24 protein-coding genes are annotated in these 22,795 nt (G+C 69.2%); 14 read left to right on the top strand and 10 right to left on the bottom strand.

Annotated elements, in window-relative coordinates:
* Positions 1-7: 7 nt before the first annotated feature.
* Positions 8-721, bottom strand: a complete 714-nt coding sequence (locus tag AC1HIL_RS03485; protein ID WP_479672467.1) for a nucleotidyltransferase family protein — start codon at positions 719-721, stop codon at positions 8-10.
* 29 nt (positions 722-750) lie between these two features.
* Positions 751-1,137 carry an adenosylmethionine decarboxylase gene (gene speD, locus AC1HIL_RS03480; protein ID WP_422099878.1) on the bottom strand — a complete coding sequence of 129 codons (387 nt, stop codon included), beginning with the start codon at positions 1,135-1,137 and terminating at the stop codon, positions 751-753.
* Between the two features lie 172 nt (positions 1,138-1,309).
* Between speD and AC1HIL_RS03475 the strand changes: the two genes are divergently transcribed.
* On the top strand, positions 1,310-3,412 hold the full coding sequence (locus tag AC1HIL_RS03475) for a transketolase family protein (protein ID WP_057593258.1): 2,103 nt from the start codon (positions 1,310-1,312) through the stop codon (positions 3,410-3,412).
* A gap of 62 nt (positions 3,413-3,474) precedes the next feature.
* Positions 3,475-4,476, top strand: a complete 1,002-nt coding sequence (gene gap, locus AC1HIL_RS03470; protein ID WP_057593257.1) for a type I glyceraldehyde-3-phosphate dehydrogenase — start codon at positions 3,475-3,477, stop codon at positions 4,474-4,476.
* Between the two features lie 66 nt (positions 4,477-4,542).
* Here gap and AC1HIL_RS03465 read toward each other — a convergent pair whose 3' ends face one another.
* From AC1HIL_RS03465 to AC1HIL_RS03455, 3 genes are all read right to left on the bottom strand, one after another.
* A complete protein-coding gene (locus AC1HIL_RS03465; RefSeq protein WP_082322056.1) occupies positions 4,543-5,145 on the bottom strand; it encodes a hypothetical protein in 603 nt (200 codons plus the stop codon).
* 23 nt (positions 5,146-5,168) lie between these two features.
* Positions 5,169-5,768: a hypothetical protein gene (locus tag AC1HIL_RS03460; protein WP_057593256.1), complete on the bottom strand. Its 600-nt coding sequence runs from the start codon at positions 5,766-5,768 to the stop codon at positions 5,169-5,171.
* A gap of 121 nt (positions 5,769-5,889) precedes the next feature.
* Positions 5,890-6,198, bottom strand: a complete 309-nt coding sequence (locus AC1HIL_RS03455) for a putative quinol monooxygenase (RefSeq protein WP_057593255.1) — start codon at positions 6,196-6,198, stop codon at positions 5,890-5,892.
* A gap of 130 nt (positions 6,199-6,328) precedes the next feature.
* Between AC1HIL_RS03455 and AC1HIL_RS03450 the strand changes: the two genes are divergently transcribed.
* A complete protein-coding gene (locus AC1HIL_RS03450) occupies positions 6,329-7,657 on the top strand; it encodes an Nramp family divalent metal transporter (RefSeq protein ID WP_261208833.1) in 1,329 nt (442 codons plus the stop codon).
* 108 nt (positions 7,658-7,765) lie between these two features.
* Entirely contained in the window at positions 7,766-8,056 is a 291-nt protein-coding gene (locus tag AC1HIL_RS03445; protein WP_209540170.1) for a YciI family protein, read from the top strand.
* A 4-nt stretch (positions 8,057-8,060) separates the two neighbouring features.
* Here the strand turns inward: AC1HIL_RS03445 and AC1HIL_RS03440 are convergent, their stop codons facing one another.
* Both AC1HIL_RS03440 and AC1HIL_RS03435 read right to left on the bottom strand, forming a co-directional pair.
* Positions 8,061-9,260 carry a pirin family protein gene (locus AC1HIL_RS03440; protein ID WP_261208836.1) on the bottom strand — a complete coding sequence of 400 codons (1,200 nt, stop codon included), beginning with the start codon at positions 9,258-9,260 and terminating at the stop codon, positions 8,061-8,063.
* Positions 9,261-9,280: 20 nt separating this feature from the next.
* Positions 9,281-9,697 (bottom strand): VOC family protein, encoded by a 417-nt coding sequence (locus tag AC1HIL_RS03435; RefSeq protein ID WP_057593252.1) that lies wholly within the window; start codon positions 9,695-9,697, stop codon positions 9,281-9,283.
* A gap of 223 nt (positions 9,698-9,920) precedes the next feature.
* Here AC1HIL_RS03435 and AC1HIL_RS03430 point away from each other — a divergent pair, with 223 nt between their 5' ends.
* Complete coding sequence (locus tag AC1HIL_RS03430) at positions 9,921-11,513, top strand: CYTH and CHAD domain-containing protein (RefSeq protein WP_479671157.1); 1,593 nt, start codon at positions 9,921-9,923, stop codon at positions 11,511-11,513.
* A 36-nt stretch (positions 11,514-11,549) separates the two neighbouring features.
* Here the strand turns inward: AC1HIL_RS03430 and AC1HIL_RS03425 are convergent, their stop codons facing one another.
* From AC1HIL_RS03425 to AC1HIL_RS03415, 3 genes are read right to left on the bottom strand one after another with little or no spacing between them, the layout of a single operon-like run.
* Positions 11,550-12,395, bottom strand: coding sequence for a DUF6216 family protein (locus AC1HIL_RS03425; RefSeq protein ID WP_479671156.1), 846 nt, complete (start codon positions 12,393-12,395; stop codon positions 11,550-11,552).
* Between the two features lie 22 nt (positions 12,396-12,417).
* Complete coding sequence (locus AC1HIL_RS03420) at positions 12,418-12,894, bottom strand: FKBP-type peptidyl-prolyl cis-trans isomerase (RefSeq protein ID WP_093351617.1); 477 nt, start codon at positions 12,892-12,894, stop codon at positions 12,418-12,420.
* A gap of 37 nt (positions 12,895-12,931) precedes the next feature.
* Positions 12,932-13,858, bottom strand: coding sequence for a LysR family transcriptional regulator (locus tag AC1HIL_RS03415; protein WP_479671155.1), 927 nt, complete (start codon positions 13,856-13,858; stop codon positions 12,932-12,934).
* 141 nt (positions 13,859-13,999) lie between these two features.
* Between AC1HIL_RS03415 and AC1HIL_RS03410 the strand changes: the two genes are divergently transcribed.
* From AC1HIL_RS03410 to AC1HIL_RS03370, 9 genes are all read left to right on the top strand, one after another.
* Positions 14,000-14,584 carry an NADPH-dependent FMN reductase gene (locus AC1HIL_RS03410; protein WP_479671154.1) on the top strand — a complete coding sequence of 195 codons (585 nt, stop codon included), beginning with the start codon at positions 14,000-14,002 and terminating at the stop codon, positions 14,582-14,584.
* Positions 14,581-15,444, top strand: a complete 864-nt coding sequence (locus AC1HIL_RS03405) for a pirin family protein (protein WP_479671153.1) — start codon at positions 14,581-14,583, stop codon at positions 15,442-15,444. Before AC1HIL_RS03410 ends, AC1HIL_RS03405 begins: the two co-directional genes overlap by 4 nt.
* Positions 15,445-15,514: 70 nt before the next feature.
* Complete coding sequence (locus tag AC1HIL_RS03400) at positions 15,515-16,717, top strand: M20 aminoacylase family protein (RefSeq protein ID WP_479671152.1); 1,203 nt, start codon at positions 15,515-15,517, stop codon at positions 16,715-16,717.
* A gap of 53 nt (positions 16,718-16,770) precedes the next feature.
* Positions 16,771-17,733, top strand: a complete 963-nt coding sequence (locus AC1HIL_RS03395; protein ID WP_057593245.1) for a tripartite tricarboxylate transporter substrate-binding protein — start codon at positions 16,771-16,773, stop codon at positions 17,731-17,733.
* Positions 17,734-17,825: 92 nt separating this feature from the next.
* Positions 17,826-18,278 carry a helix-turn-helix domain-containing protein gene (locus tag AC1HIL_RS03390; protein ID WP_479671151.1) on the top strand — a complete coding sequence of 151 codons (453 nt, stop codon included), beginning with the start codon at positions 17,826-17,828 and terminating at the stop codon, positions 18,276-18,278.
* A gap of 20 nt (positions 18,279-18,298) precedes the next feature.
* Positions 18,299-19,612 carry a HipA domain-containing protein gene (locus AC1HIL_RS03385; protein ID WP_479672466.1) on the top strand — a complete coding sequence of 438 codons (1,314 nt, stop codon included), beginning with the start codon at positions 18,299-18,301 and terminating at the stop codon, positions 19,610-19,612.
* 137 nt (positions 19,613-19,749) lie between these two features.
* Positions 19,750-20,439, top strand: coding sequence for an outer membrane lipoprotein (locus AC1HIL_RS03380; protein ID WP_479671150.1), 690 nt, complete (start codon positions 19,750-19,752; stop codon positions 20,437-20,439).
* Positions 20,440-20,578: 139 nt separating this feature from the next.
* Positions 20,579-21,493 (top strand): dihydrodipicolinate synthase family protein, encoded by a 915-nt coding sequence (locus AC1HIL_RS03375; RefSeq protein WP_479671149.1) that lies wholly within the window; start codon positions 20,579-20,581, stop codon positions 21,491-21,493.
* Positions 21,494-21,575: 82 nt separating this feature from the next.
* Positions 21,576-22,709, top strand: coding sequence for a branched-chain amino acid ABC transporter substrate-binding protein (locus AC1HIL_RS03370; RefSeq protein WP_479671148.1), 1,134 nt, complete (start codon positions 21,576-21,578; stop codon positions 22,707-22,709).
* The last annotated feature ends 86 nt before the right edge of the window (positions 22,710-22,795 follow it).

Here is a 22,795-nt window from a genome sequence, read left to right as displayed (position 1 = left end):
GGGCTGGCTACGAAGGCCGGTTGAGTTCGGCGAGGCGCTCGGGCGTTCCCACGTCGGTCCAGGGGCCGGTGTAGAGCTCGGCGCTCACCAGGCCATTGTCCATCGCGGCACGCAGGATCGGCGCCAGCGGGGCTTTGACGCCGCCGGGGTTGCCGCCAGGGATGGCGCAGTAGGGCGGCGCGAACAGCGCGGCGCGGTACAGGCCGATGGTCGAGAAGGTGTGGCGCGGGCCGTCTTGCGTGTTGAGCGCGAGGCCCTCGGCCGAGAGGCCGAAGTCGCCCTTCGGGTTGTGCGCGGGATTGGGCACCAGCCACAGGTGCGCGAGCTTGCCGCCCGCCACGAAGCGCTCGACCGCGGCCTGGGTGAAGACGAAGCCGGGCGCGAACACGTCGCCCGCCGCGACCCAGAACGGATCGCCCAACAGCGGCAGCGCGCGCACGATGCCGCCCGCGGTCTCGAGCGCGCCGCCGAAATCGCGGGCCTCGTCGGAGTATGAAATCGATAGCGGCACCTGGCCACCCAGCAACGGTTTCGGGCCGAAGTGGCTGGAGATCCGGTCGCCGAGCCAGGCGGTGTTGAGCACCAGCTCGGTGAAGCCGCCGGCCGCCAGCGCCTCCATCGGCCATTGCATCAGCGGCTTGCCGCGAACCTCGAGCAGGGGCTTGGGGGTGGTGTCGGTCAGCGGCCGCATGCGCTCGCCGCGACCGGCCGCGAGCACCATGGCCTTGGCCGCCACCGTCGCGTTCCCGCTCAAGCGCGGGCCGCCACGCGCCCGCGTTGCAGCTCGTTGCGTTCGCTGTGGCGCGGGCGGAACAGCGAGACCAGGCAGTCCATCAGCGCATGCGCCTTGGCCGAATGGTCGCCGCCGAAGTTGCAGACGTAGACGTCGAGCGTGACGGCGCGCTGCTCGGGCCAGGTGTGCAGGCACAGGTGCGATTCGGCCAGCAGCACGGTGGCGGTGACGCCGCCCGGGCCGTGCGCGGTGGCCGGGAAGCCGTGGACCAGCTTGCCCACCGGCTGCAGCCCCGCGGCCGACACGGCCTTGAGGCAGACGGCGCCGAGCGCCTCGCCGTCGGTGAGCCACTGCGCGCCGCATTGGCAGTCGTGAAGGTCGGCGGTGAGGTGCAGCCCGTGCATATGTCCGCGACTTTAGTACATCGCCCATGCGGGAAAACGCGGGTCCGGCCGGCTGCGCAAAATAAGCGAAGAGGGGTGTAAAGAGGCTGTCGGTGCCGGTTCGGGCTCGCCCGGTAAAATCGCGGGTTCTCCCGAGTCCCTCCCACCCAACTCCCCCGAAAGTTCCCTGCCCATGGCCAACCAAGCCCTGATGGCCAACGCGATCCGCGCGTTGGCGATGGATGCCGTTCAACAAGCCAACTCCGGACATCCGGGCGCACCGATGGGGATGGCCGACATGGCCGTCGCGCTGTGGGGCGAGCACCTGCGCTACAACCCCGCCAACCCGCACTGGTTCGACCGCGACCGCTTCGTGCTGTCGAACGGCCATGCCTCGATGCTGCTGTACGCGGTGCTGCACCTGACCGGCTACGACCTGCCGATCGACGAGCTCAAGAACTTCCGCCAGCTGCACAGCAAGACCGCGGGCCACCCCGAGGTCGACGTGACCCCCGGCGTGGAAACCACCACCGGCCCGCTGGGCCAGGGCATCACCAATGCCGTGGGCTTCGCGCTGGCCGAGAAGCTGCTGGCCGCCGAGTTCAACCGCCAGGGCCACGACATCGTCGACCACCACACCTACGCCTTCCTGGGCGACGGCTGCATGATGGAAGGCATCAGCCACGAAGCCTGCGCCCTGGCCGGCGCCTGGCACCTCAACAAGCTGATCGCGCTGTACGACGACAACGGCATCAGCATCGACGGCCAGGTCAAGCCCTGGTTCATCGACAACACGGAAGAGCGCTTCAAGGCCTACGGCTGGAACGTCATCGGCCCGATCGACGGCAACGACGCCCAGGCCGTGTCGAAGGCCATCGCCGAGGCGAAGAAGGAAACCTCGCGCCCGACGCTGATCGCCTGCAAGACCACCATCGGCAAGGGCAGCCCGAACCGCGCCGGCACCGCCAAGGCGCACGGCGAGGCGCTCGGCGCCGAAGAGATCAAGCTCACGCGCGAAGCCCTGGGCTGGACGGCGCCGGCCTTCGAGATCCCGACCGAGGTCTATGCCGACTGGAACCACAAGGACGAAGGCCACCGCGTCGAGACCGACTGGAACGAGCGCTTCGCCGCCTACGCCGTCGCCTATCCCGAGCTGGCCGGCGAGTTCACGCGCCGCATGAAGGGCGAGCTGCCCAAGGAATTCCACCAGGTCGCGTTCGACACCGTGGTGGCCGCGCACACCAAGGCCGAGACCGTGGCCAGCCGCAAGGCCAGCCAGCTCGCGCTGGAAGCGTTCACCGCCGCGCTGCCCGAAATGCTCGGCGGCAGTGCCGACCTGACCGGCTCGAACCTCACCAACACCAAGAGCACGGCCGCGCTGCGCTTCGATCCGAAGACCGGCGCCGTGGTGCTGAACGTGCCGGCGGTCGAGGCCAAGCCCGCCGCCGAAGACGAAGCCAAGCCGGCAGCGCCGGCCGAAGCCCCGCACGGCACCATCGGCCGCCACATCAACTACGGCGTGCGCGAGTTCGGCATGGCCGCGATCATGAACGGCGTGGCGCTGCATGGCGGCTACATCCCCTACGGCGGTACCTTCCTGACCTTCAGCGACTACAGCCGCAACGCGATCCGCATGGCCGCGCTGATGAAGCGCCGCGTGATCCACGTGTTCACGCACGACTCCATCGGCCTGGGCGAAGACGGCCCGACGCACCAGTCGATCGAGCATGCCGCCTCGCTGCGGCTGATCCCGAACCTCGACGTCTGGCGTCCGGGCGACACGGCCGAGACCGCCGTGGCCTGGGCCGTGGCGCTGCAGAACCAGTCGCGCCCGACCGCGCTGCTGCTGAGCCGCCAGAACATCGCCTACGCACCGAAGAGCGAACTCGGCGACATCAGCCGCGGCGCCTACGTGCTCGCCGAGCCGGAAGCGGTCGGCCTGAAGAGCAAGAAGACGGCTGCCGTCATCATCGCCACCGGCTCCGAAGTGCAGCTCGCGCTGGCCGCGCAGAAGCTGCTGGCCGAGAAGAAGATCGCGGTGCGCGTGGTGTCGATGCCCTCGACCACCACCTTCGACCGCCAGGACCTGGCCTACAAGAAGGCCGTGCTGCCGAAGAAGCTGCCGCGCATCGCGGTCGAGATGGGCTGCACCGGCGGCTGGTGGAAGTACGGCTGCGCCGCCGTCGTCGGCATCGACACGTATGGCGAATCGGCACCCGCGCCGGTGCTGTTCAAGCACTTCGGCTTCACGGCCGAGAACGTCGCCGCCACGGTCGAGGCCGCGCTGCGCGACTGAGGCAGAGCGTCTTCCGTCCGATCAAGATCAGAGAAGTTTTTCCAACCTTAGGAGCAAGTCAGATGGCTATCAAACTCGGTATCAACGGCTTCGGCCGCATCGGTCGCAACGTGCTGCGCGCGGCCGTGCAGAACTTCAAGAACGACATCGAAATCGTCGCCATCAACGACCTGCTCGAGCCCGACTACCTGGCCTACATGCTGCAGTACGACTCGGTGCACGGCCGCTTCAAGGGCGAGGTCACGGTCGAGGGCAACACGCTGATCGTGAACGGCAAGAAGATCCGCCTGACGCAGGAGCGCGACCCCGCGAACCTGAAGTGGAACGAGGTCGGCGCCGACGTCGTGCTCGAGTCGACCGGCCTGTTCCTCACCAAGGAAACGGCGCAGAAGCACATCGACGCGGGCGCCAGGAAGGTGATCCTGTCGGCGCCGTCGAAGGACGACACGCCGATGTTCGTCTACGGCGTGAACGACAAGAAGTACGCCGGCGAAGCCATCGTCAGCAACGCCAGCTGCACCACCAACTGCCTGGCCCCGCTGGCCAAGGTGCTCAACGACAAGTGGGGCATCAAGCGCGGCCTGATGACCACCGTGCACGCCGCCACCGCCACGCAGAAGACCGTGGACGGCCCGAGCAACAAGGACTGGCGCGGCGGCCGCGGCATCCTGGAAAACATCATCCCGTCGTCGACGGGCGCGGCCAAGGCCGTGGGCGTGGTGATCCCCGAGCTCAACAAGAAGCTCACCGGCATGAGCTTCCGCGTGCCGACCTCCGACGTGTCGGTGGTCGACCTGACGGTCGAGCTGGTGAAGGAAGCCACGTACAAGGAAATCTGCGCCGAGATGAAGGCACAGAGCGAAGGCGCGCTCAAGGGCGTGCTGGGCTACACCGAAGACAAGGTGGTGGCCACCGACTTCCGCGGCGACCCGCGCACCTCGATCTTCGACGCCGAAGCCGGCATCGCGCTCGACGGCACCTTCGTGAAGCTCGTGAGCTGGTATGACAACGAATGGGGCTACTCGAACAAGTGCCTCGAGATGGTGAAGGTCGTCTCGAAGTAAGCCTTCGACGCCACCAGGAAAAAACGCGCTCCCCGGAGCGCGTTTTTTTTGGGCGCCGCGCGACGTTCAGCGCAGCTTCTCGTTGCGCCGTATCTCGCTCGCGAGCTGCGCTGCCATGCGTGCCGCGGCGCGGCGCGCGGCCAGGCCGAAATCGCTCTTGTATTCGTCGAACTCGGCGGTGCCGTTGCCGACCGCGCGCACCCGTGTGACCTCGGCGCCGGCGGCATCGGTGACCGTGCACTGCACCTCCGCGGTGAACGAGGTCGGCGGCCAGGCGAGCAGCGAACTGGAGCTCGAGTCGGTCGTGATCCTCGGCGTGAACACCAGCGCGATGCCGGCCGCCTGGTTGGCCTTCACGTCGTTCGCGGTGCGCAGCACCACCACGTCGCGGTACACCGCGCGCAGCGCATCGCGCACCGGTTTCTCGAGGTCGCGGTACGGGTAGTAGCTGACCTTGCTGCCGCTGCCGCCGGGCGTGACCACCTGGGTGTCGCGCTGCGCGTCGGTCATCACGTAGGCCACCTTCTTCTGCACCAGGTGCTGCAGCGAGCGCGGCGGTGCCGGGTCCGTGACCATGGTGATCGGATGGGTGCAGGCCGCGAGCAGCAGCGCGCCGAGGGCCAGGGCGGCGATGCCGGTGGCGCGCGAGAAAGCGGAAAGCAGGGACATGGCGGCGCCTCCTGTGGTTGTCGTCATGGCCGGATCGCCGCCACGAACTGCGCATCGGCATAGACCTGGCGCAGCAGCGCGCGCACCAGCCGCGGGTACTCGGCCTGGCCGGCCGGCACGGCCACCGCGCCGCCGTAGCCCGACTCGAACTTGGTCTCGGCGCGGTAGGTGCGGCGCAGCCGCTGCGTGTCGGCGCGCGTGACCACGATCTCGACCTCCATGCGGCCGCCGCCGTTGAGCACGCCGAGGTCGAGCTCGTTGACGAGGATGCGCGCCGCGATGCGCGTGGGCGCCTTCGGGTCGAGGATGGAGATCTCGGCCAGGTCGCGCCGCATCGCCTCCTCGAGGTAGAGCGCGAAGCTGCCATTGGGCGAGACCAGGCGCGTGCTGCGCATGCGCACGTTGTTGACCTTGTCCTCGGGATCGGTGGGCTGGGCGCGCGCCACCGCCACCATGCCGGGACGCGTGGCCTCGAGGCGGTCGAGCGCCTCGTAGTCGGCCGCGTAGGGCGGTGCCATCAGCGGCGCGCAGCCGCTGGCCAGCAGCACGAGCGCGGCCAGCGCGGCGGGCACCGCGGCGGCACGCGCGCATCGGCGCGGGCCTTGCGAACGGAAGATCGCCATGTCCGTGGTCCCCTCTCTGTATCGTTGAACGGCTGCCGACGAAGGTAGCAGCATCCCGTGCGCACGAATACAACGGAAAGGGGTAGGCGGCGAAGGAGAAGCGCCCGTCGGGCGCGCGGCCTCAGACCGGCTCGAGCACGTGGATCAGCTTGCTCTCGACCAGTGCCTTGGTCTTCTCGCCGTGGGCCTTCATGTGCGGCGCGACCGCATGGGCCTGCAGGTCGGCCAGCGTCTCCCACTTCTCGATCACGACGAAGGTGTCGGCGCCGAAGCTGGCCTTCGAGGGCGGGATGCCCTGCGCGTCGATGGTGGCGCCGTATTCGATGCAGCCCTTCTCGGCCAGCACCGCGGCGCGGTTCTCGGCGAAGGCGGCGAGCAGTGCGGCGCGCTGGCCGGGCTTGGCGGTGATGACGGCGACGACGTGGATCATGGGCGAGGGTCTCCTGGGGAAGGGAAGAACGGGCCGGTGCGGCCGCGAGCCTCTGAATCTAAGAGATTCCGCCCGGGCGTGCCGGTCCGCTGGGCGACAAGGCCCGAGGCTTGTCCCTATCATCGCGCGCATGTTCTTTCCGCTGCCCCGCACCGCCACCGCGCCCTTCTGTCCGTCGGAGGTGAAAGGCAGCGTCGCGGTGCCGCGGGAACTGTCCTTCGGCCGCAAGCTGCTGCGCTACGCGGGTCCGGGGCTGCTGGTGTCGGTGGGCTACATGGACCCGGGCAACTGGGCCACCGACATCGAGGCCGGCTCGCGCTTCGGCTACGGCCTGCTGTTCGTGGTGCTGCTCGCGAGCCTCGCGGCGATGCTGCTGCAGACCCTGTGCGTGCGGCTCGGGCTGATCGCGCAGAAGGACCTGGCGCGCGCCTGCCGCGAGCGCTATTCGCCGCGCGTCAACCGCTTCCTCTGGCTCGGCGCCGAGCTGGCCATCGTGGCCTGCGACCTCGCCGAGGTGCTCGGCAGCGCGCTCGCGCTGCATCTGCTGTTCGGCGTCTCGATCCCGGTCGGCATCCTCATCACCGCCTTCGACACGCTGCTGGTGCTGGGCCTGCAAGGTGCCGGCTTCCGCCGCGTGGAGGCGATCGTGCTCGGCCTGGTCGGCACCATCGCGGCCTGCTTCGTGGTCGAGCTCGCGATGGCGCCGCCCGACTGGTTCGGCGTGGCGGTCGGCTTCGTGCCGATGCTCGAGCGGCTGCACCAGCCGGGCGCGCTCTACCTCGCGATCGGCATCGTGGGCGCGACCGTGATGCCGCACAACCTCTACCTGCATTCGTCGATCGTGCAGACCCGGCTGGTGGCGCCGACCGAGCCCGCGCGGCGCGAGGCGGTGCGCTTCTGCACGCTCGACGCGGTGGTCTCGCTGTCGCTCGCGCTGCTGGTCAACGCGGCCATCATGGTGCTCGCGGCCAGCGCCTTCCATGGCACCGGCCACACGGCGGTGACCGAGATCGACGACGCCTACCGGCTGATCGAGCCGGTGGTGGGCAGCGCGCTGGCGGCAACGCTGTTCGGCGTGGCGCTGCTGGCCTCGGGGCAGAGCTCGACCTTCACCGGCACCATCGCGGGCCAGATCGTCATGGAAGGCTTTCTCGACCTGAAGATCCCGTGCTGGCAGCGGCGCCTGATCACGCGCGCGCTGGCGCTGGTGCCGGCCTTCGTCGGCGTGTGGTGGTTCGGCGACGGCGGCGTGGGCAGGATGCTGGTGCTGAGCCAGGTGGTGCTGAGCTTCCAGCTGCCGTTCGCGATGTGGCCGCTGATCCGTTTCACGAGCGACCGCGCGCTGATGGGCGGCTTCGCGAACGGGCCGGTGCTGAAGTCGCTGGCCTGGCTGCTGTTCGCGGTGATCAGCGCGGCCAACGTGTGGCTGGTGGCGTCGGTGGTGCTGGGCATCGGCTGAGCGCCGACCGTCGGTCGCGGATTTGCATCCGGTTACCCGGCGTGGCTTCGGGCGGTCATGCGAAGGCCCTAGCATCGGGCCCGTCGCATCACCCAGGAAGCCCCGCGCATGTTCATCGTGACCCTCACCTACATCCGCCCTCTCGAGGAGGTCGACGCGCTGATCGACGCGCACATGGTGTGGCTGCGGAAGCACTACGAGAGCGGGATGTTCATCGCCTCGGGCCGCCAGGTGCCGCGCCGCGGCGGCGTGATCATCGCGCGCTCGGGCGACCGCGCCGCGCTCGAGGCGGTGCTGGCGCGCGACCCCTTCGTGCAGGGCGAGGTGGCGCGCGCCGAGGTGATCGAGTTCGTGCCGAGCATGACGGCGCTGGGCGCCGAGATGCTCAAGACCTTCTGAGTCTTCAGGGGGCCGGCTTGTCCTCGCGCCCGCCCGGATGCCGCGCGAAGCGCGCCGGGTCGCGGCCATGCACCGGCGCCCCGTCGTCCCACGGCCAGCCGCCGAACTGCGTGCGGCGGTAGTCGGCCAGGGTCTGGCTGATCTCGGCCTGCGTGTTCATCACGAAGGGCCCGTACTGCACCACCGGCTCGGCGATCGGGCGGCCCTGCAGCAGCAGGAACTCGGCCGTGTCGGCGTCGCCGTTGACGATCTCGACCGCGGTGCCGGCATGCAACTCGATGGCCGCCGGCCCCTGCACCTCGCGGCCCGCGATGCGCGCCTGCGCACCCTTGAAGAAGTACAGCATGCGCCGCGTGCCTGCGCCGCTGGCGGCCGGCAGCGTCCAGTCGGCGCCGGGCGTCATGCGCAGGGTCCAGATCGCCACGTCGGCCTCGGTGCGCGCGGCCCAGGAATCGGGCGGCGGCGCCAGCGGATCGATGGGCGCGGGCGCGCCGGCCTCGGCCGCGTTGCCGAGCCGGCCCGCGATCACCGCGATCTCGGTGCGGCCGCCGCGCGGCGACTCGACCACCAGGCGCGGGATCGCTTCCGACCAGAACATCGTGAAATGCGGCTCGGCCATCTTGCTGGCGGCCGGCAGGTTCAGCCAGATCTGGAACAGCTCGAGCGGATTCGGCGCGCCGGCGTCGAGCAGCGGGAACATCTCGGAATGCACGATGCCCTTGCCGGCCGTGAGCCACTGCACGTCGCCGCCGCCGAAGCGCGCGGTGGCGCCCAGCGAGTCGGAATGGTCGATCAGGCCCTTGCGCACGATGGTCACGGTCTCGAAGCCGCGGTGCGGGTGCGAGGGAAAGCCCGGCACGGTCTCGCCGTGGTACATGCTCCAGCCGTCCTTGCGGCTGAAGTCCTGGCCGATGTCGCGGCCCGCGAGCGAGGCCTCGGGGCCCATCTGCGCGTTGGCGCGCGGATAGGCGTCGTCGTGGTAGACGCAGAACAGGAACGGGTCGACCGTCTCCCACGGGAAGCCCAGGGGCTTGACCCGCACGATGGGGTTGTTGCTGGCGGTGGCGGTGGGCACGTCGGCCTTCCTTTCGGGATCGGACGCCGTCGATGGCGCGGCGTCCTTGCCTTCCATGTCGGGGCGCCGGCGCCCATCGGAAGGGCGCGTGCGCGCGACAGTGCGGCTCGCGGATGGAACGATGGGCATCGCCGGACCGCCTGCAGCCCTTATTGCTGCGGCATCTGCGCGTTCGGGTCCATGAACACGAGTTCCCAGAGGTGGCCGTCGAGGTCCTGGAAGCCATGGCCGTACATGAAGCCGAGGTCCTGCGGCGCGCGCGGCGTGGTGCCGCCGGCGGCGACCGCCTTGGCCACCAGTTCGTCGACCTCGGCGCGGCTCTCGCACGAGAGGCACAGCAGCACTTCGGTGCTGGTGCGGGTGTCGGCGATCGCCTTGTCGGTGAAGGTCTTGAAGAAGGGCTCGACCAGCAGCATCGCGTGGATGCTGCCTTCCTGCACCACCATGCAGGCGGCGTTGGCGTCAGTGAACTGCGGGTTGAAGCTGTAGCCCAGCGCGTTGAAGAAGGCCTTGGACTTGTCGAGGTCCTTGACGGGGAGGTTCACGAAGATCTGCTTGGTGGCCATGGTGTTTCCTGTGCGTCGAAAGATGGGAACGAAAGAGGGGACTTCGGGGCGCTGGACTGGTTGTTGTGTACAGCGTCCACAAATTATGCAAAACAAAATGGACGGTGTCCACATCAATTTGCAAGAAGACGCTTCCGGCCCCCCAACGGCCCGTCCCGATGCCCGCGCGTACCGTGCGCCGATGGGTGGCGCCGCGTCGCGCAGCGTGCATCATGGCTGGCTCATGGAAATCGAATTCAAGTTCCACATCCCCGCCGACCGCCTGAAGGCCGTCGACGCCGCGCTGCGCCGCGGTGCCGTGGTGCGCACGCGGCTGCAGGCGCGCTATTTCGACACCGCCGACGAGCGGCTGGCCGCGCAGGGCATCGTGCTGCGGCTGCGCAAGGAGGGCCGGCGCTGGGTGCAGACGGTGAAGGCCACCGGCGACAACGCGCTGCACCGGCTCGAGCACAACGTCGACCTCGGCACCGCGGGCGCCTCGCCGGGCATCGACCCGCAGCGCCACCAGGGCACGCCGGTCGGCGAACGGCTGGCGCAGGCGCTCGCGGGCGAGGATGGGCAGCCCGCGGCGCTGGTCGAACGCCAGTCCACCGACATCGTGCGGCTCACGCGCGACGTGCGCAGCACCGGGCCCGGTGGCGTCGTTGCCGAACTGGCGCTCGATGTCGGCAAGGTGGTCGCGCATGCCGGCACGCCCGAACAGCGCGAATCGCCGGTCTGCGAGCTCGAGCTCGAACTCAAGCGCGGCAGCGTGCCGGGCCTGGTCGCGCTCGCGCAGCGCTGGTCGCAGCAACATGGGCTGTGGTTCAGCACCATTTCGAAGGCCGAGCGCGGCGCGCGGCTGCTCGCGGGGCTCGACGTGGTGCCCGCCATCAAGGCCGAGCCGCCACGCTTCGCGAGCGCGCCCGATGGCCGCGCGATCCAGCGCGCCGTGGTCGCGAACTGCCTCGCGCAGATCCTGCCGAATGCCACCGAAGTGGCCGCGGGCAGCGACGACGAGGAACAGGTCCATCAACTGCGCATCGGCATCCGGCGCCTGCGCACGGCCCTGCGCGAACTCGAGGGGCTCGACCCCACGGGCGCCTTCGACCGCGCGGGCTGGGAGCCGGCGCTGGTCGACTGCTTCCGCGTACTGGGCGCGCTGCGCGACCGCGAGCAGGTGGCGAAGATCGCGCAGCCGAAACTGCGCGAGGCCGGAGCGCCCGAGGTAGATCCGCTGGCCGGCGAGGCGGCCGACGCAGGCCCCACCCAGCCTTCACCCGGCGACGCTGTTCGCGCGCCCGCGTTCCAGGCGGTGCTGGTGGCCTTGATCGGTTTCACCGCCACCGAGGCCCCGGCGCCCGAACCGGCCGTGGAGGGCGCGCCGCCCGTCACGCCGCTGGACTCCGACGACGCCCGCCGCTTCCTGCGCAAGCGCCTGCAACGCCTGCACGAGCAGGCCCTGCGCGATGGCGGCCGCTTCGAATCGCTGGACACCGACAGCCAGCACCGCGTGCGCAAGCGCCTCAAGCGCCTGCGCTACCTCGCCGAATTCGCGGCGCCGCTGTTCGAGACCCGGGACGAGAAGAAGAGCGACGACAAGAGCGCCGCCGAGCGCTACCTGAAGCGCCTGCGTCCCGCGCAGGACGCATTGGGCGAGTTCAACGACGAGGCCGTCGCGATGGCCCTGTACCGCGAAGCCACCGCGCACGATGCGCGCGCGTGGTTCGCGGTGGGCTGGTTCAGCGCGCGGCATGCGGCGGGCGCGGCGGCCTGCCGGGAGGCGCTGGAAAAGATCGAGGGCGCGCCGCGGTTCTGGAAGAAAAGAAAGAACTGACCTGCTGCAATGCAGGCCGCAGTCAAGCGACGCCGGTCAGTTACCAAGGTCCAGACTTAGTTGAGACCCCGGCAGCGCAGGATCAAGCCGGCGATCGGCCAGACGCCTTGCTGCAGCTCCTGCTGCCCATGCGAAGAGCGCGATCCAGGAAAGCCATGCGCAAAACAGGAAGAGAAGCGCGGCGCTCCAACGCTGCTCTTTCAATGCGTCCTTGAAGAAATTCGCGGACCCTTCATCCTTCAATATCTCGCAGAGGATGCCGACCTCTTGCGGCGTGAAGGACGTGCTGATTTGAATGGCCTCGTTGCTTGCCGAGCAGTTGCTCGCGCGCAGCGGTGTCTCATCGAACGGCCATAGAGGCCACAGTGGCTTCACGTCCGTGGTTGTCGCCAAGAAAAAACGATTCGTAGCCTTCAGACTCAACAGCGAGCGCGGCGAGACCAAGCTTGCTGCAGAGGCAGCGCATAGCAGTACCGCGATAGCGAAGCCTGCCAGCTTCACTCCCTGCAAACTCTGCGATGGCAATTTCCTTGTGTTGACCTCGCGCGTATCTGGATCGAAGAACTCGCCACACATGCGCAGGGTTCGCATCTGGACACCGTTGAGCTTTGCCCAGCGGATGAGCTCTCTCGCTTTCTCCAGACTCGTGACAGGCAGTCCGGCAAACATTCGAAAAGAGACCAGGCTGGTCTGCTCGTCGACGAAAGCCCGGATCTCGGGATCGGAAATCTCCTGATTTCCGTGCACCAGCTGCCAAAGCCGCCGGATCAGCACATGGCGAGATTCCGTCCGCCATATCGCCCACAAGAACACCCCGCAAATGAGCAGCGGCGTTGCGATGCTGAAGACTTTGGAGACGTCGGAAATGCTCGCGGAATCCATCGGACGTAGCCGCAGCTAGCGCTCAGTGGTGGTGGCCGTGCGCCCCGTGCACGTGGCGATGCTCGATCTCCACCGGCAGCGCCTCGCGCACGTCCGTCACGGTCAGGCTGAAGCGCAGCGCCTTGCCGGCCCACGGATGGTTGCCGTCGAGCAGCACGACCGGGCCCTTGATCTTCATCACGGTGAACACGTGCTCGCGGCCGTCGTCGAGGCGGCCCTGCAGCTGGCCGCCCACCTTCACGCCGGGCGGGAAGTCGGTCTTGGGAATGCTGCGCACCAGCGTTTCGTCGCGCTGGCCGAAGGCGTCCTCGGGCGCGAGGTTCAGCGTGGTCTGGTAGCCCTTCTCCTGGCCGTCGAGCGCTTCCTCGATCTTGGGCAGCGTGTTCTCGTAGCCGCCATGCAGGTAGGCCATGGGCTCGGGGCTGGCTTCGATCAGCTTGCCCTGGGCGTCGGCGACTTTGTACTTGAGGGTGACGACGGTGTCTTTTGCGATTTTCATCGGGCCATTTTCCGTGCAAACCGATAGGCCGTAGCAGCTAGGTCTTCCACGAGCGGAAGGCCTCGGGCAGCGTTTCCTCCGTGCTCAGCTTCTGCGTCACCATCGCGATGAAGGCCGACACCGCGAGCGGCAGGTGCTTGCGGCTCGGGTACAGCACGGTCAGCCCCTGCCCCGTGCGCTGGTACTGCGGCAGCACCGGCACCAGCCGGCCGGCTGCCACGTCGAGCCGGCCCATCGAGGGCGGCAGCAGCGCGATGCCCAGGCCGGCCACGGCCGCCCGGCGCAGCGCCTGCGCGGTGTTGCCGCTGAAGCGGCCCGTGACCTGCACTTCCTCCTCGCCGTCCGGCCCGGCCAACCGCCAGGTCGCGCGGCCGCTGGGATGCGCCGCGGTCACGCAGTCGTGCTGCGCCAGGTCCTGCAGCGTGGCCGGGGCGCCGCGCGCGGCGATGTAGGCGGGGCTCGCCACCAGGCCGTCGGTGCGCGGTCCCAGCAGCTTGCGGCCGACGTAGCCCGAATCGGGCTGCGCGCCGCCACGGAAGGCGACGTCGATCTGCTCCGCGATCAGGTCGGCCTTGGCGTCGCTGAGCACGAAGTCGACCCGCACCAGCGGATTCGCGGCCAGGAAGTCGGCCACCCATTCCATCGGGAAGAAATCGAAGAAGTCGGCGGTCGCCGCCACGCGCACGAGGCCGCTGGGCGCATGGCTGCCGGTAATCAGCTCCTGCCCGGCCTCGACCAGTCCATCGACCGCGCCCGCGCAGCGCTCGTGAAAAGCCTGGCCCGCGCTGGTCAGCGTCAGCTTGCGTGTCGAGCGCTGCATCAGCCGCGTGCCCAGCTGCGCCTCGAGCTGCTGGATGCGCCGGCTCACGGTGTTGGGCGGCAGCCCGAGGCGCCGGGCGGCTTCGGCGAAGCTGCCGTGGCGCACCACCTGCACGAACATGGCGATGTCGTTGAGGTCGAGCATGGGATTCGATTCCTTCCAAGAATGGACGAGTGCAATCCGACTCTACCGTCTAGTCGATCAATGGGTGGCGCCCTAACCTTCGATCCATCGGGCCCGCAGGCCCGTCCATCCATCCATCGACCCCGAATCCCAGGAGCTTCCATGTCCACCACCCAACCCCTCATCGGCATCGTCATCGGCTCGACCCGCGAAGGCCGCTTCGGCGAGAAGCCCGCGCACTGGATCCACGAGATCGCGAAGCAGCGTACCGACCTCGCCTTCGAACTGATCGACCTGCGCGACCATCCGCTGCCCTTCTTCGACGAAGCCGGCGCGCCGGCCTGGGGCCCGGTGAAGAACGAGGCCGCGCAGCGCTGGCAGGCGAAGCTGGCCAGCTTCGACGGCCTCGTCGTGGTCACGCCCGAATACAACCACGGCCCGAGCGCGGTGCTGAAGAACGCGATCGACTGGGCCTACAAGGAGTTCGTGCGCAAGCCGATCGGCTTCGTGGGCTACGGCGGCGTGGGCGCAGCGCGCGCGATCGAGCAGTTGCGGCTGATCGCGGTCGAAATGCAGATGGCGCCGGTGCGCAACGCGGTCCACATCGGCATGGTCGAGTTCCTCGGCATCTGGCAGCAGGGCAAGAACTTCGAGGACTTCCCGCACCTCGCGCAGGCCGCGGGCGGCATGCTCGACGACCTCGCGTGGTGGACGAAGGCGCTGAAGACCGCGAGGGAGGCCGTATGACCGCTGAAGTCGCAACACGAACCCGCGGCATCGTCTACCGCACGCGCGGCATGAAGCACGGGCCGATCGCGCGGCTCGTGAGCCCGGGCGACCTCGGCGAATTCCTCAAGCCCTTCGTCTTCCTGGACCTGTTCGGCTTCGACACCGAAGGCGGCCACCGCGGCTTCGGCATGCATCCGCACTCGGGCATCGCCACGCTGACCTGGCTGATCGAGGGCGACACGCTCTACGAGGACACGACCGGCGAACAGGGCGTGCTGCGCGGCGGCGGCGTCGAGTGGATGCGCGCGGGCAATGGCGTCTGGCACACGGGCGCGCCGGCGCCGGGCGTGAAGCGTGTGCGCGGCTTCCAGCTCTGGGTGGCGCTGCCCGCATCGGAAGAGAACGCGCCCGCGCAGAGCATCTACCTCGCGCCCTCGCAGGTGCCGCGCGAGGGCCCGGCGCGCGTGCTGCTCGGCAGCTACGGCGCGGCGCGCAGCGCGATCCCGGCGCCCGCGCCGATCAACTACCTCGCGGTGCAGCTGAAGGACGGCGAGCACTGGCGCTACACGCCGCCGGCCGGCCACACGGTGGGCTGGCTCGCGGTGGAGAGCGGGCGGCTCGACGCGGGCGATGCGGCCGGCGGGCCGATCGGCGACGGCGAGCTCGCGGTGTTCGAGGAGTCGGGCGAGGCTATCGAGCTCGTGGCGCATGGCGACACCTCCTTCGTGCTGGGCTCGGCGGTCAAGCATCCGCACGAGCTCGTGATGGGCCACTACTCGGTGCACACCAGCCGCGCGACGCTGGACCAGGGTGAGGCCGAGATCCGTCGCATCGGCGCGAAGCTGCGGCAGGAGGGCCGGCTCGGCCGAGCCTCGTAATCGAGCATGCGCGCGGCGGGTGGCTGCGCCAGAATCGTTCGCTTCCAGAACGATTCAGCCAGCCACCCCCATGAACATCGTCGATTCCTTCGCCGACGTCGCGCGCTTCGTCGACATCCGGCGCGACATCCACGCCCACCCCGAGCTCGGCTTCGAGGAACACCGCACTTCCGAGAAAGTGGCCGGCCTGCTCGCCGAATGGGGCATCGAGGTGCACCGCGGCATCGCGGGCACCGGCCTGGTCGGCGTGCTGCGCAAGGGCACGGGCGCGCGCACCATCGGCCTGCGCGCCGACATGGACGCGCTGCCGCTACACGAGGCCAACGAGTTCGCCCACAAGTCGCGCCATGCGGGCCGCATGCATGCCTGCGGCCACGACGGCCACACCACCATGCTGCTGGCCGCCGCCTGGCACCTGTCGCAACAGGGCCCGGACGACTTCGACGGCACGGTGCATTTCATCTTCCAGCCCGCGGAGGAGATGGGCAAGGCCGGTGCCAAGAAGATGATCGACGAGGGCCTGTTCGAGCGCTTCCCGTGCGACGCGGTCTTCGGCCTGCACAACTTCCCGGTCGGCGACGTGGGCCGCTTCGCGCTCAACGAGGGCGCGCTCATGGCCTCGAGCAACACCTACCGCATCACGCTGCACGGGCGCGGCACGCATGCCTCGATGCCGCACACCGGCATCGACCCGGTGGCGGCGGTGGTCAACCTCGCGCAGCAGCTGCAGACCATCGTCGCGCGCACCATCCCGAGCACCGAGCGCGCGCTGCTCGCGGTCACGCAACTGCGCGGCTCGGATGCGCCCAACATCATTCCCGACGAGGCCACGGTCGGCGGCACCATCCGCACCTTCTCGATCGAGGCCATCGACCTGCTGGAAGCCCGGCTGCGCGAGGTGGCCGCGGGCGTGGCGGCGGCGCACGGCTGCACGGCCGAGGTGTTCTTCAACCGCTCCTCGCCGCCGACGGTGAACCACCCGGCCGAGGCGCGCTTCGCGGCCGCCGTGATGCGCGAGGTGGTGGGCGACGACATGGTCACCACCGACTTCCCGGCGGTGATGGGCGCCGAGGACTTCGCCCACATGCTGCTGGCGCGGCCCGGCTGCTATGCCTTCCTCGGCAATGGCGACGGCGACCACCGCCTCGACGGCCACGGGCCCGGGCCTTGCATCATCCACAACAGTTCGTTCGACTTCAACGACGAGATCATCCCGATCGGCGCGAGCTACTTCGTGCGGCTGGCGCAGCGCTGGCTCGCGCCGGGGCGCTGAAGCGACCACGCGGACTTCTTCCTTTCTCCAACCCGACGAAAGCGGCCCCACCGATGACCACCCCGTTCGCCCGACGCTCGCTCCTCGCCCTGGCCTTCGCGGCGGCCGTACTGCCCGCGGCGGCGCAGCAGCGCGTGATCCACATCGTCGTGCCCTTCGGCACCGGCGCGGTGCAGGACACCGTGGCGCGCGCCTTCAACAACGAGCTCGGCGCGGCGCTCAATGCGAGCGCCATCGTCGAGAACCGCGCGGGCGCGGGCGGCACCGTGGGCGCGGCGATCGCGGCCAAGGCGCCGGCCGACGGCAACACGCTGGTGCTCGCGGCCGCGAGCCACAACATCGCAGGCTTCCTCTACAGCAAGCTGCCCTACGACCCGCTCAAGGACTTCGTGGGCGTGGCCAACATCGGCAACGCGGGCTACGTGCTCGCGGTGGCCAGCGGCATGAACGTGTCGACCACGGCCGACTTCATCAAGGAGGTCAAGGCCAATCCCGGCAAGTACAACTACGCCTCGGCCGGCAACGGCAGCGCCACGCACCTCGCGATGGCCTCGTTCCTCGCCAAGGCCGGGCTGCAGATGACGCACATCCCGACCAAGTCCACCGGCGAGGCGGTCAACGAGGTGCTCGCGGGCCGGGTGCAGGCGGTGATCTCGTCGAGCATCGGCGTGATGGGCTTCCAGAGCGATCCGCGCATGAAGCTGCTGGCCTCGACCGGCCAGTCGCGCAGCCCCTTCCTGCCGAAGCTGCCGACCGTGGCCGAGAGCGGCCTGCCCGGCTATGCCTTCGATTCGTGGATCGGCCTGCTCGCGCCGGCGGCCACGCCCAAGGCCGAGGTCGAGCGGCTCAACGCGGCCGTCAACAAGGTGATTGCCGACCCGGCGATCCAGGAACGCTTCACGCGGCTGGGCGTGGAGCCGCGCAGCCAGAGCGCCGAGGAATTCCAGAAGCTGCTGCGCGCCGACTGGGATGCGATGGGGGCGGTGGTGAAGGCTTCGGGGGCGAAGGTCGATTGAAGTCGAATACAAGCTCTGGCAGATAAAAGGTAAATATAAGCCTAAGCCTGTAAATTGACAAAACAAGGATAGACCTATATCTTGAAGACAAGATGGACTACCCCCTTCGTTTTGCCGACCAGCTCCGGGCGCACCTCCAGGCGCTGCGGAAGAAGCGCGGCCTGACGCAGGCGCAGGCCGGCGCCCTCGTCGGCGTCAGCCAGGCCCGGATCGCCGAGATCGAGGCGAATCCGGGGGCCGTCGGCTTCGAGCAGCTGATGAAATTGCTGGCGGCGCTGGGCGCGTCGATCTCGCTGCACGACGAGGACGAGGCACCGGCGAATGCGGAACTTCCCGATGGCGACCCGCGCCCGAGCGACCGCAACGCGACGCGCGCCTATGGCCGCGTGCCGTCGCCGGCCGCGCCGGTCGTCCAGGAAAAAGGCGTGGAACCGCCGGCCGCCCCGTCGCTCCCCGAACCGCAAGCGCCGCGCCCCGCCGCGGCTGGCCCCGCGCCCGCCGCCCGCGAGCGCTTCGCCGCCACACCGAGGAAGGGCTCCTGGTGAGGCGCGCGCTCAAGGCCTGGATGAACGGCGAGCTCGTCGGCACCTGGTCGGTCGATCGCGAATCCCACACCTTCCGCTACGAGCCCGCCTGGCTCGCGTCGCCGCGGCGCCGCTCGCTGTCGCTCTCGCTGCCGATCACCACGGCGCTCGAAGTCCAGGGCGAGGCGGTGCGCAACTACTTCGACAACCTGCTGCCCGACAACGAGCGGATCCGCGCGCGGCTGGGCCAGCGCTTCGGGCTCAGGAACACCAAGGTCTTCGACCTGCTCGAAGCCATCGGCCGCGACTGCGTGGGTGCGGTGCAGTTGCTGCCCGACGGCGCGGTGCCCGAAGGCTGGGACCGCGTGAACTGCGAGCCGCTCGCCGACGAGCAGGTGGCCGAGCTGCTGCGTGCCGTGCCGACCGAATCGACGCCCGAGCGGCTGCGCGACCGCGACCTGTTGCGCATCTCGCTCGCGGGCGCGCAGGAAAAGACCGCGCTGACCCGCGTCGACGGCCGCTGGTGCCGCCCGCATGGCGCCACGCCGACCACCCACATCCTCAAGCTGCCGCTGGGGCTGATCGGGGGCTCGCGGCGCGTCGATGCCTCGGACTCGGTGCAGAACGAATGGCTCTGCGCGCGGATCGTCGGCGCGCTGGGTCTGCCGGTCGCGCCGACCGCCATCGAGACCTTCGGCGACCAGAAGGTCTTGGCGGTCGAGCGCTTCGACCGCGAGTGGATGGCGGGCGCGAACGGCGAGCGCTGGATCGCGCGCCTGCCGCAGGAAGATTTCTGCCAGGCGATGGCGCTGCCGCCCGAGCGCAAGTACGAGCAGCACGGCGGCCCCGGCATGACCCGCTGCCTGCAACTGCTGCAGGGAAGCCGCAGCCGGGACGACGGCACGCTGTTCCTGCTCGCGCAGCTCGCCTTCTTCCTGCTGGCGGCCACGGACGGGCATGCCAAGAATTTCTCGATCCACCTGCAGCGCGGCGATGCCTACGAGATGACGCCGCTCTACGACGTGCTCTCGATGTGGCCCTACTTCGGCAACGGCGCGAGCCAGTTCCAGCCGCGCCGGGCCGAGCTGGCGATGGCCGTGCGCTCGAAGAACGCGCACTACGCGCTGCACACCATCCAGGCGCGCCACTGGTGGGGGCTCGCGATGCGCAACGGCGGCGACGACACCTGGCGCGCGATGCTCGCGATGGTCGAGACCCTCGACGAGGCGCTGGCCGAGGTCGAGGCCGCGCTGCCCGCGGACTTTCCCGCGCGGACCTGGGAGGCCGTTTCCCGCGGCATGCGCGCCGAGGCACGGCGCTTCCTTTCGGGCGTGGTGCCCGCCGCGACGCGCTGACCCGGTCTCGTCCTCCAGCCGGATGCGCTCGCCGCGTGCCGGCGTGTAGGACGCCCGTGCATTGACTTCGGCCTTCCGCGGGCGATGCTGGGAACGGGTTCCGGCTCGTAGGCCGGACCGCAGGAAGGAAGGCTTTCATGGAACAGACAACGACAACAGCCATGCCCTCGCGCCAGGGTGGAACGCAGAAGCTCTGGGTGGTGATCGGCGTGCTCGCGGTGGCGGTGGCCGCGCTCGGCGGCGCGCTGTGGCAGAAGCACCAGGGCGGCACGGCGGCATCGCCGCCCGTGGCCCTGGCATCCGGCCCGGCACCCGACGACTTCAAGCCCGATGCCGCGCCGCCGGCGCTCCAGCCCTTGCCGTCCGGCCCGACTGGGACCGCGACCTCGGCGGCGCCTGCGCCGGCCATGAGCGCCACGCCGCAGCCCGTTCCAGCCACGGGCCCTGCGCCGATGGCCGCCGTGCCCGAACCGGCCGCCGCTCCGCCTTGCGCGGTCTGCGGCCATGTCGAGACGGTGCGCGCCGTGCAGCGTACCCAGCGCCCGAGCGGCGTCGGCATGGTGGCCGGCGGCGTGGTCGGCGGGCTGGTGGGCAACCAGATCGGCCATGGCGGCGGCCGCACGGCCGCGACCGTGCTCGGCGCCGTCGGCGGCGGCTATGCCGGAAACGAGATCGAGAAGCGCACCCACACGGTCACCGTCTACCAGGTCGGCGTGCGCATGGACAACGGCACGCTGCGCAGCGTCGAGACGCGCAGCGCGCCGCCGATCGGCAAGGCCGTCAGGCTCAAGGGCCACACGCTGAGCCCGGCCGACGGCCACAAGTAGACCCACCGGTGCTTCGAGACACGCCCGGCCTTCCGGCCGGGTATGCGCGTTTACGAGAATATTGACGGTATATCCTTAATATATTTAAATCCGCTCCGTCCCAGCCCCGCCCATCCGGGCCCATCCAAGGAGCGAATTCGTGAGCAACCCCCGCTGGCAAGGCATCTTTCCCGCCGTCACCACCAAGTTCCATGCCGACGAGCGCATCGATGCCGAAGGCACCGCGCGCCACATCGACTTCCAGATCCGCAACGGCATCCACGGCCTCGTCACCTGCGGCTCGCTCGGCGAGGCCAGCACGCTGTCGCTCGAGGAGAAGCTGCAGGTCGCGCAGATCGCGCTCGAGGCCGCCGACGGCCGCATCCCGGTGCTGGCCAACGTGTCCGAGACCAGCACCCGCGAGGCGCTGCGCTACGTCGAGGGCGGCAACAAGCTCGGCGTGGCCGGCTACATGGTCATGCCCTCGGTGATCTACGTGGCCGACGCGCGCGAAGCCATGCTCAACGTGCGCACCATCGCCAACGCGGCGCAGAAGCCGGTGATGGTCTACAACAACCCGGTGGCCTACCGCGTCGACCTCAAGCCCGAGCACATGGTCGAGCTGGCCGACTGCGAATGGATCGCGGCCATCAAGGAGAGCACCGACAACATCCGCCGCATCACCGACCTGCGCAACACGGTCGGCGACCGCTACCAGCTGTTCCTCGGCGTGGACGACCTCGCCTACGAGGGCCTGGCGCTGGGCTGCGACGGCCTGCTGGCCGGCGTGGGCTGCGCGTTCCCGCGCGAGACGGTGGCGCTGTACGAGCTGATGAAGGCCGGCCAGTTCGCCGAGGCGCTCGAGCTCTACCAGTGGATGACGCCGATGCTGCATCTCGACGTCTCGACCAAGCTGGTCCAGAACCTCAAGCTCATCGACCACCTCGTGGGCGTGGGCACCGAGCACGTGCGCCGTCCGCGCCTGCCGTTGGTGGGCGCCGAGCGCGAGGCCATCGAGGCCATCGTGAAGAAGGCGCTCGCGACCCGTCCGGCCAAGTACCAATCGGTCGCCTAAGCCCCTCGTTTGCTGCGTTTCCCCCGAGGGCGGCGCCCTCGTTTCCCTCGTACCCTCCGTGTCCCCTTATCCAGGAAGAAGCATGAAGACACCATCGAAGATGATTCCGCTGCTCGGCCTCGTGGCGCTGGCCCTCGCAACCCAGGCGAAGGCGCAGGAGCAGGTGGTCAAGATCGGCCATACCGGGCCGCTCTCCGGCCCCAATGCGTTCGCGGGCAAGGACAACGAGAACGGCGTGCGCCTCGCGATCGAGGAGCTCAACGCCAAGAAGCTCGTGGTCGGCGGCAAGACGCTCAAGTTCGAACTCAAGTCGGAGGACGATGCCTGCGACGCCAAGAGCGGCGTGGCCGTGGCGCAGAAGTTCGTCGACGACAACGTCAAGTTCGTCATGGGCCCGTACTGCTCGGGCGTGGCCATCCCGGCCTCGCGCGTCTACAGCGAAGGCGGCGTGCTGCTGTCCACCGTGGGCACCAACCCGAAGGTCACGCAGGGTGGCTACAAGAACCTCTACCGCATCATCGCGAGCGACAACCAGATCGGCGGCAGCATGGCCGTGTACGCGGCCAAGGTGCTCAAGGTCACCAAGGTCGGCGTGATCGACGACCGCACCGCCTTCGGCCAGGGGCTCGCCGAGGAGTTCACCAAGGAAGCGAAGAAGCAGGGCCTCACCGTGGTCGGCCAGGAGTTCACCACCGACAAGGCGGTCGACTTCACCGCCATCCTGACCAACATGAAGGCCAAGCAGCCCGAGGCGATCTTCTTCGGCGGCTATGCGCCGCAGGGCGCGCCGATGACGCGGCAGATGAAGCAGCTCGGCATCAACGCCAAGCTGCTCGGCGGCGACACGCTGTGCAGCCCCGCGATGGGCAAGCTCGGCGGCGACGCGGTCAACGACGCGGTGTTCTGCGCCCAGGGCGGCTCGATCCTCGAGAAGGCGGTCAGCGGTCCGGCCTTCAAGGAGAAGTTCAAGAAGCGCTTCGGCGTCGACGCCGATGCCTACGCGGCTTCGTACTACGACCAGGTGATGTTCATCGGCGAGTCGATGGCCAAGGCCAACTCGATCGATCCCGACAAGGTCGGCGCCGAGCTCTACAAGACCACCTACAAGGGCGTGGCCGCGACCTATGCCTACGACGACAAGGGCAACATGAAGCAGGCGCCGATCACGGTGTTCACCTTCAAGAACGCCGCGCCGACGGCGCTCGCGAGCTACTGAGCCACGCCTTCCCGGAAGGGGCCGCGGCCCCTTCCTCCTCCTTTTCCTTCAACGCATCGCCGTCTTCAAGGAAGGCGATGCGCCCA

The sequence above is a fragment of the Variovorax sp. ISS6 genome (assembly GCF_056523145.1).
Note: the sequence above shows the minus strand (reverse complement) of the source record. Positions and strands in the feature narration are given on the sequence as shown.

Excerpts from the sequence above, each read along its gene's own strand:
- AC1HIL_RS03485 (WP_479672467.1), bottom strand. The coding sequence starts at position 721 with ATGGTGCTCGCGGCCGGTCGCGGCGAGCGCATGCGGCCGCTGACCGAC.
- speD (WP_422099878.1), bottom strand. The coding sequence starts at position 1,137 with ATGCACGGGCTGCACCTCACCGCCGACCTTCACGACTGCCAATGCGGC.
- AC1HIL_RS03475 (WP_057593258.1), top strand. The coding sequence starts at position 1,310 with ATGGCCAACCAAGCCCTGATGGCCAACGCGATCCGCGCGTTGGCGATG.
- gap (WP_057593257.1), top strand. The coding sequence starts at position 3,475 with ATGGCTATCAAACTCGGTATCAACGGCTTCGGCCGCATCGGTCGCAAC.
- AC1HIL_RS03465 (WP_082322056.1), bottom strand. The coding sequence starts at position 5,145 with ATGTCCCTGCTTTCCGCTTTCTCGCGCGCCACCGGCATCGCCGCCCTG.
- AC1HIL_RS03460 (WP_057593256.1), bottom strand. The coding sequence starts at position 5,768 with ATGGCGATCTTCCGTTCGCAAGGCCCGCGCCGATGCGCGCGTGCCGCC.
- AC1HIL_RS03455 (WP_057593255.1), bottom strand. The coding sequence starts at position 6,198 with ATGATCCACGTCGTCGCCGTCATCACCGCCAAGCCCGGCCAGCGCGCC.
- AC1HIL_RS03450 (WP_261208833.1), top strand. The coding sequence starts at position 6,329 with ATGTTCTTTCCGCTGCCCCGCACCGCCACCGCGCCCTTCTGTCCGTCG.
- AC1HIL_RS03445 (WP_209540170.1), top strand. The coding sequence starts at position 7,766 with ATGTTCATCGTGACCCTCACCTACATCCGCCCTCTCGAGGAGGTCGAC.
- AC1HIL_RS03440 (WP_261208836.1), bottom strand. The coding sequence starts at position 9,260 with ATGCCCATCGTTCCATCCGCGAGCCGCACTGTCGCGCGCACGCGCCCT.
- AC1HIL_RS03435 (WP_057593252.1), bottom strand. The coding sequence starts at position 9,697 with ATGGCCACCAAGCAGATCTTCGTGAACCTCCCCGTCAAGGACCTCGAC.
- AC1HIL_RS03430 (WP_479671157.1), top strand. The coding sequence starts at position 9,921 with ATGGAAATCGAATTCAAGTTCCACATCCCCGCCGACCGCCTGAAGGCC.
- AC1HIL_RS03425 (WP_479671156.1), bottom strand. The coding sequence starts at position 12,395 with ATGGATTCCGCGAGCATTTCCGACGTCTCCAAAGTCTTCAGCATCGCA.
- AC1HIL_RS03420 (WP_093351617.1), bottom strand. The coding sequence starts at position 12,894 with ATGAAAATCGCAAAAGACACCGTCGTCACCCTCAAGTACAAAGTCGCC.
- AC1HIL_RS03415 (WP_479671155.1), bottom strand. The coding sequence starts at position 13,858 with ATGCTCGACCTCAACGACATCGCCATGTTCGTGCAGGTGGTGCGCCAC.
- AC1HIL_RS03410 (WP_479671154.1), top strand. The coding sequence starts at position 14,000 with ATGTCCACCACCCAACCCCTCATCGGCATCGTCATCGGCTCGACCCGC.
- AC1HIL_RS03405 (WP_479671153.1), top strand. The coding sequence starts at position 14,581 with ATGACCGCTGAAGTCGCAACACGAACCCGCGGCATCGTCTACCGCACG.
- AC1HIL_RS03400 (WP_479671152.1), top strand. The coding sequence starts at position 15,515 with ATGAACATCGTCGATTCCTTCGCCGACGTCGCGCGCTTCGTCGACATC.
- AC1HIL_RS03395 (WP_057593245.1), top strand. The coding sequence starts at position 16,771 with ATGACCACCCCGTTCGCCCGACGCTCGCTCCTCGCCCTGGCCTTCGCG.
- AC1HIL_RS03390 (WP_479671151.1), top strand. The coding sequence starts at position 17,826 with ATGGACTACCCCCTTCGTTTTGCCGACCAGCTCCGGGCGCACCTCCAG.
- AC1HIL_RS03385 (WP_479672466.1), top strand. The coding sequence starts at position 18,299 with ATGAACGGCGAGCTCGTCGGCACCTGGTCGGTCGATCGCGAATCCCAC.
- AC1HIL_RS03380 (WP_479671150.1), top strand. The coding sequence starts at position 19,750 with ATGGAACAGACAACGACAACAGCCATGCCCTCGCGCCAGGGTGGAACG.
- AC1HIL_RS03370 (WP_479671148.1), top strand. The coding sequence starts at position 21,576 with ATGAAGACACCATCGAAGATGATTCCGCTGCTCGGCCTCGTGGCGCTG.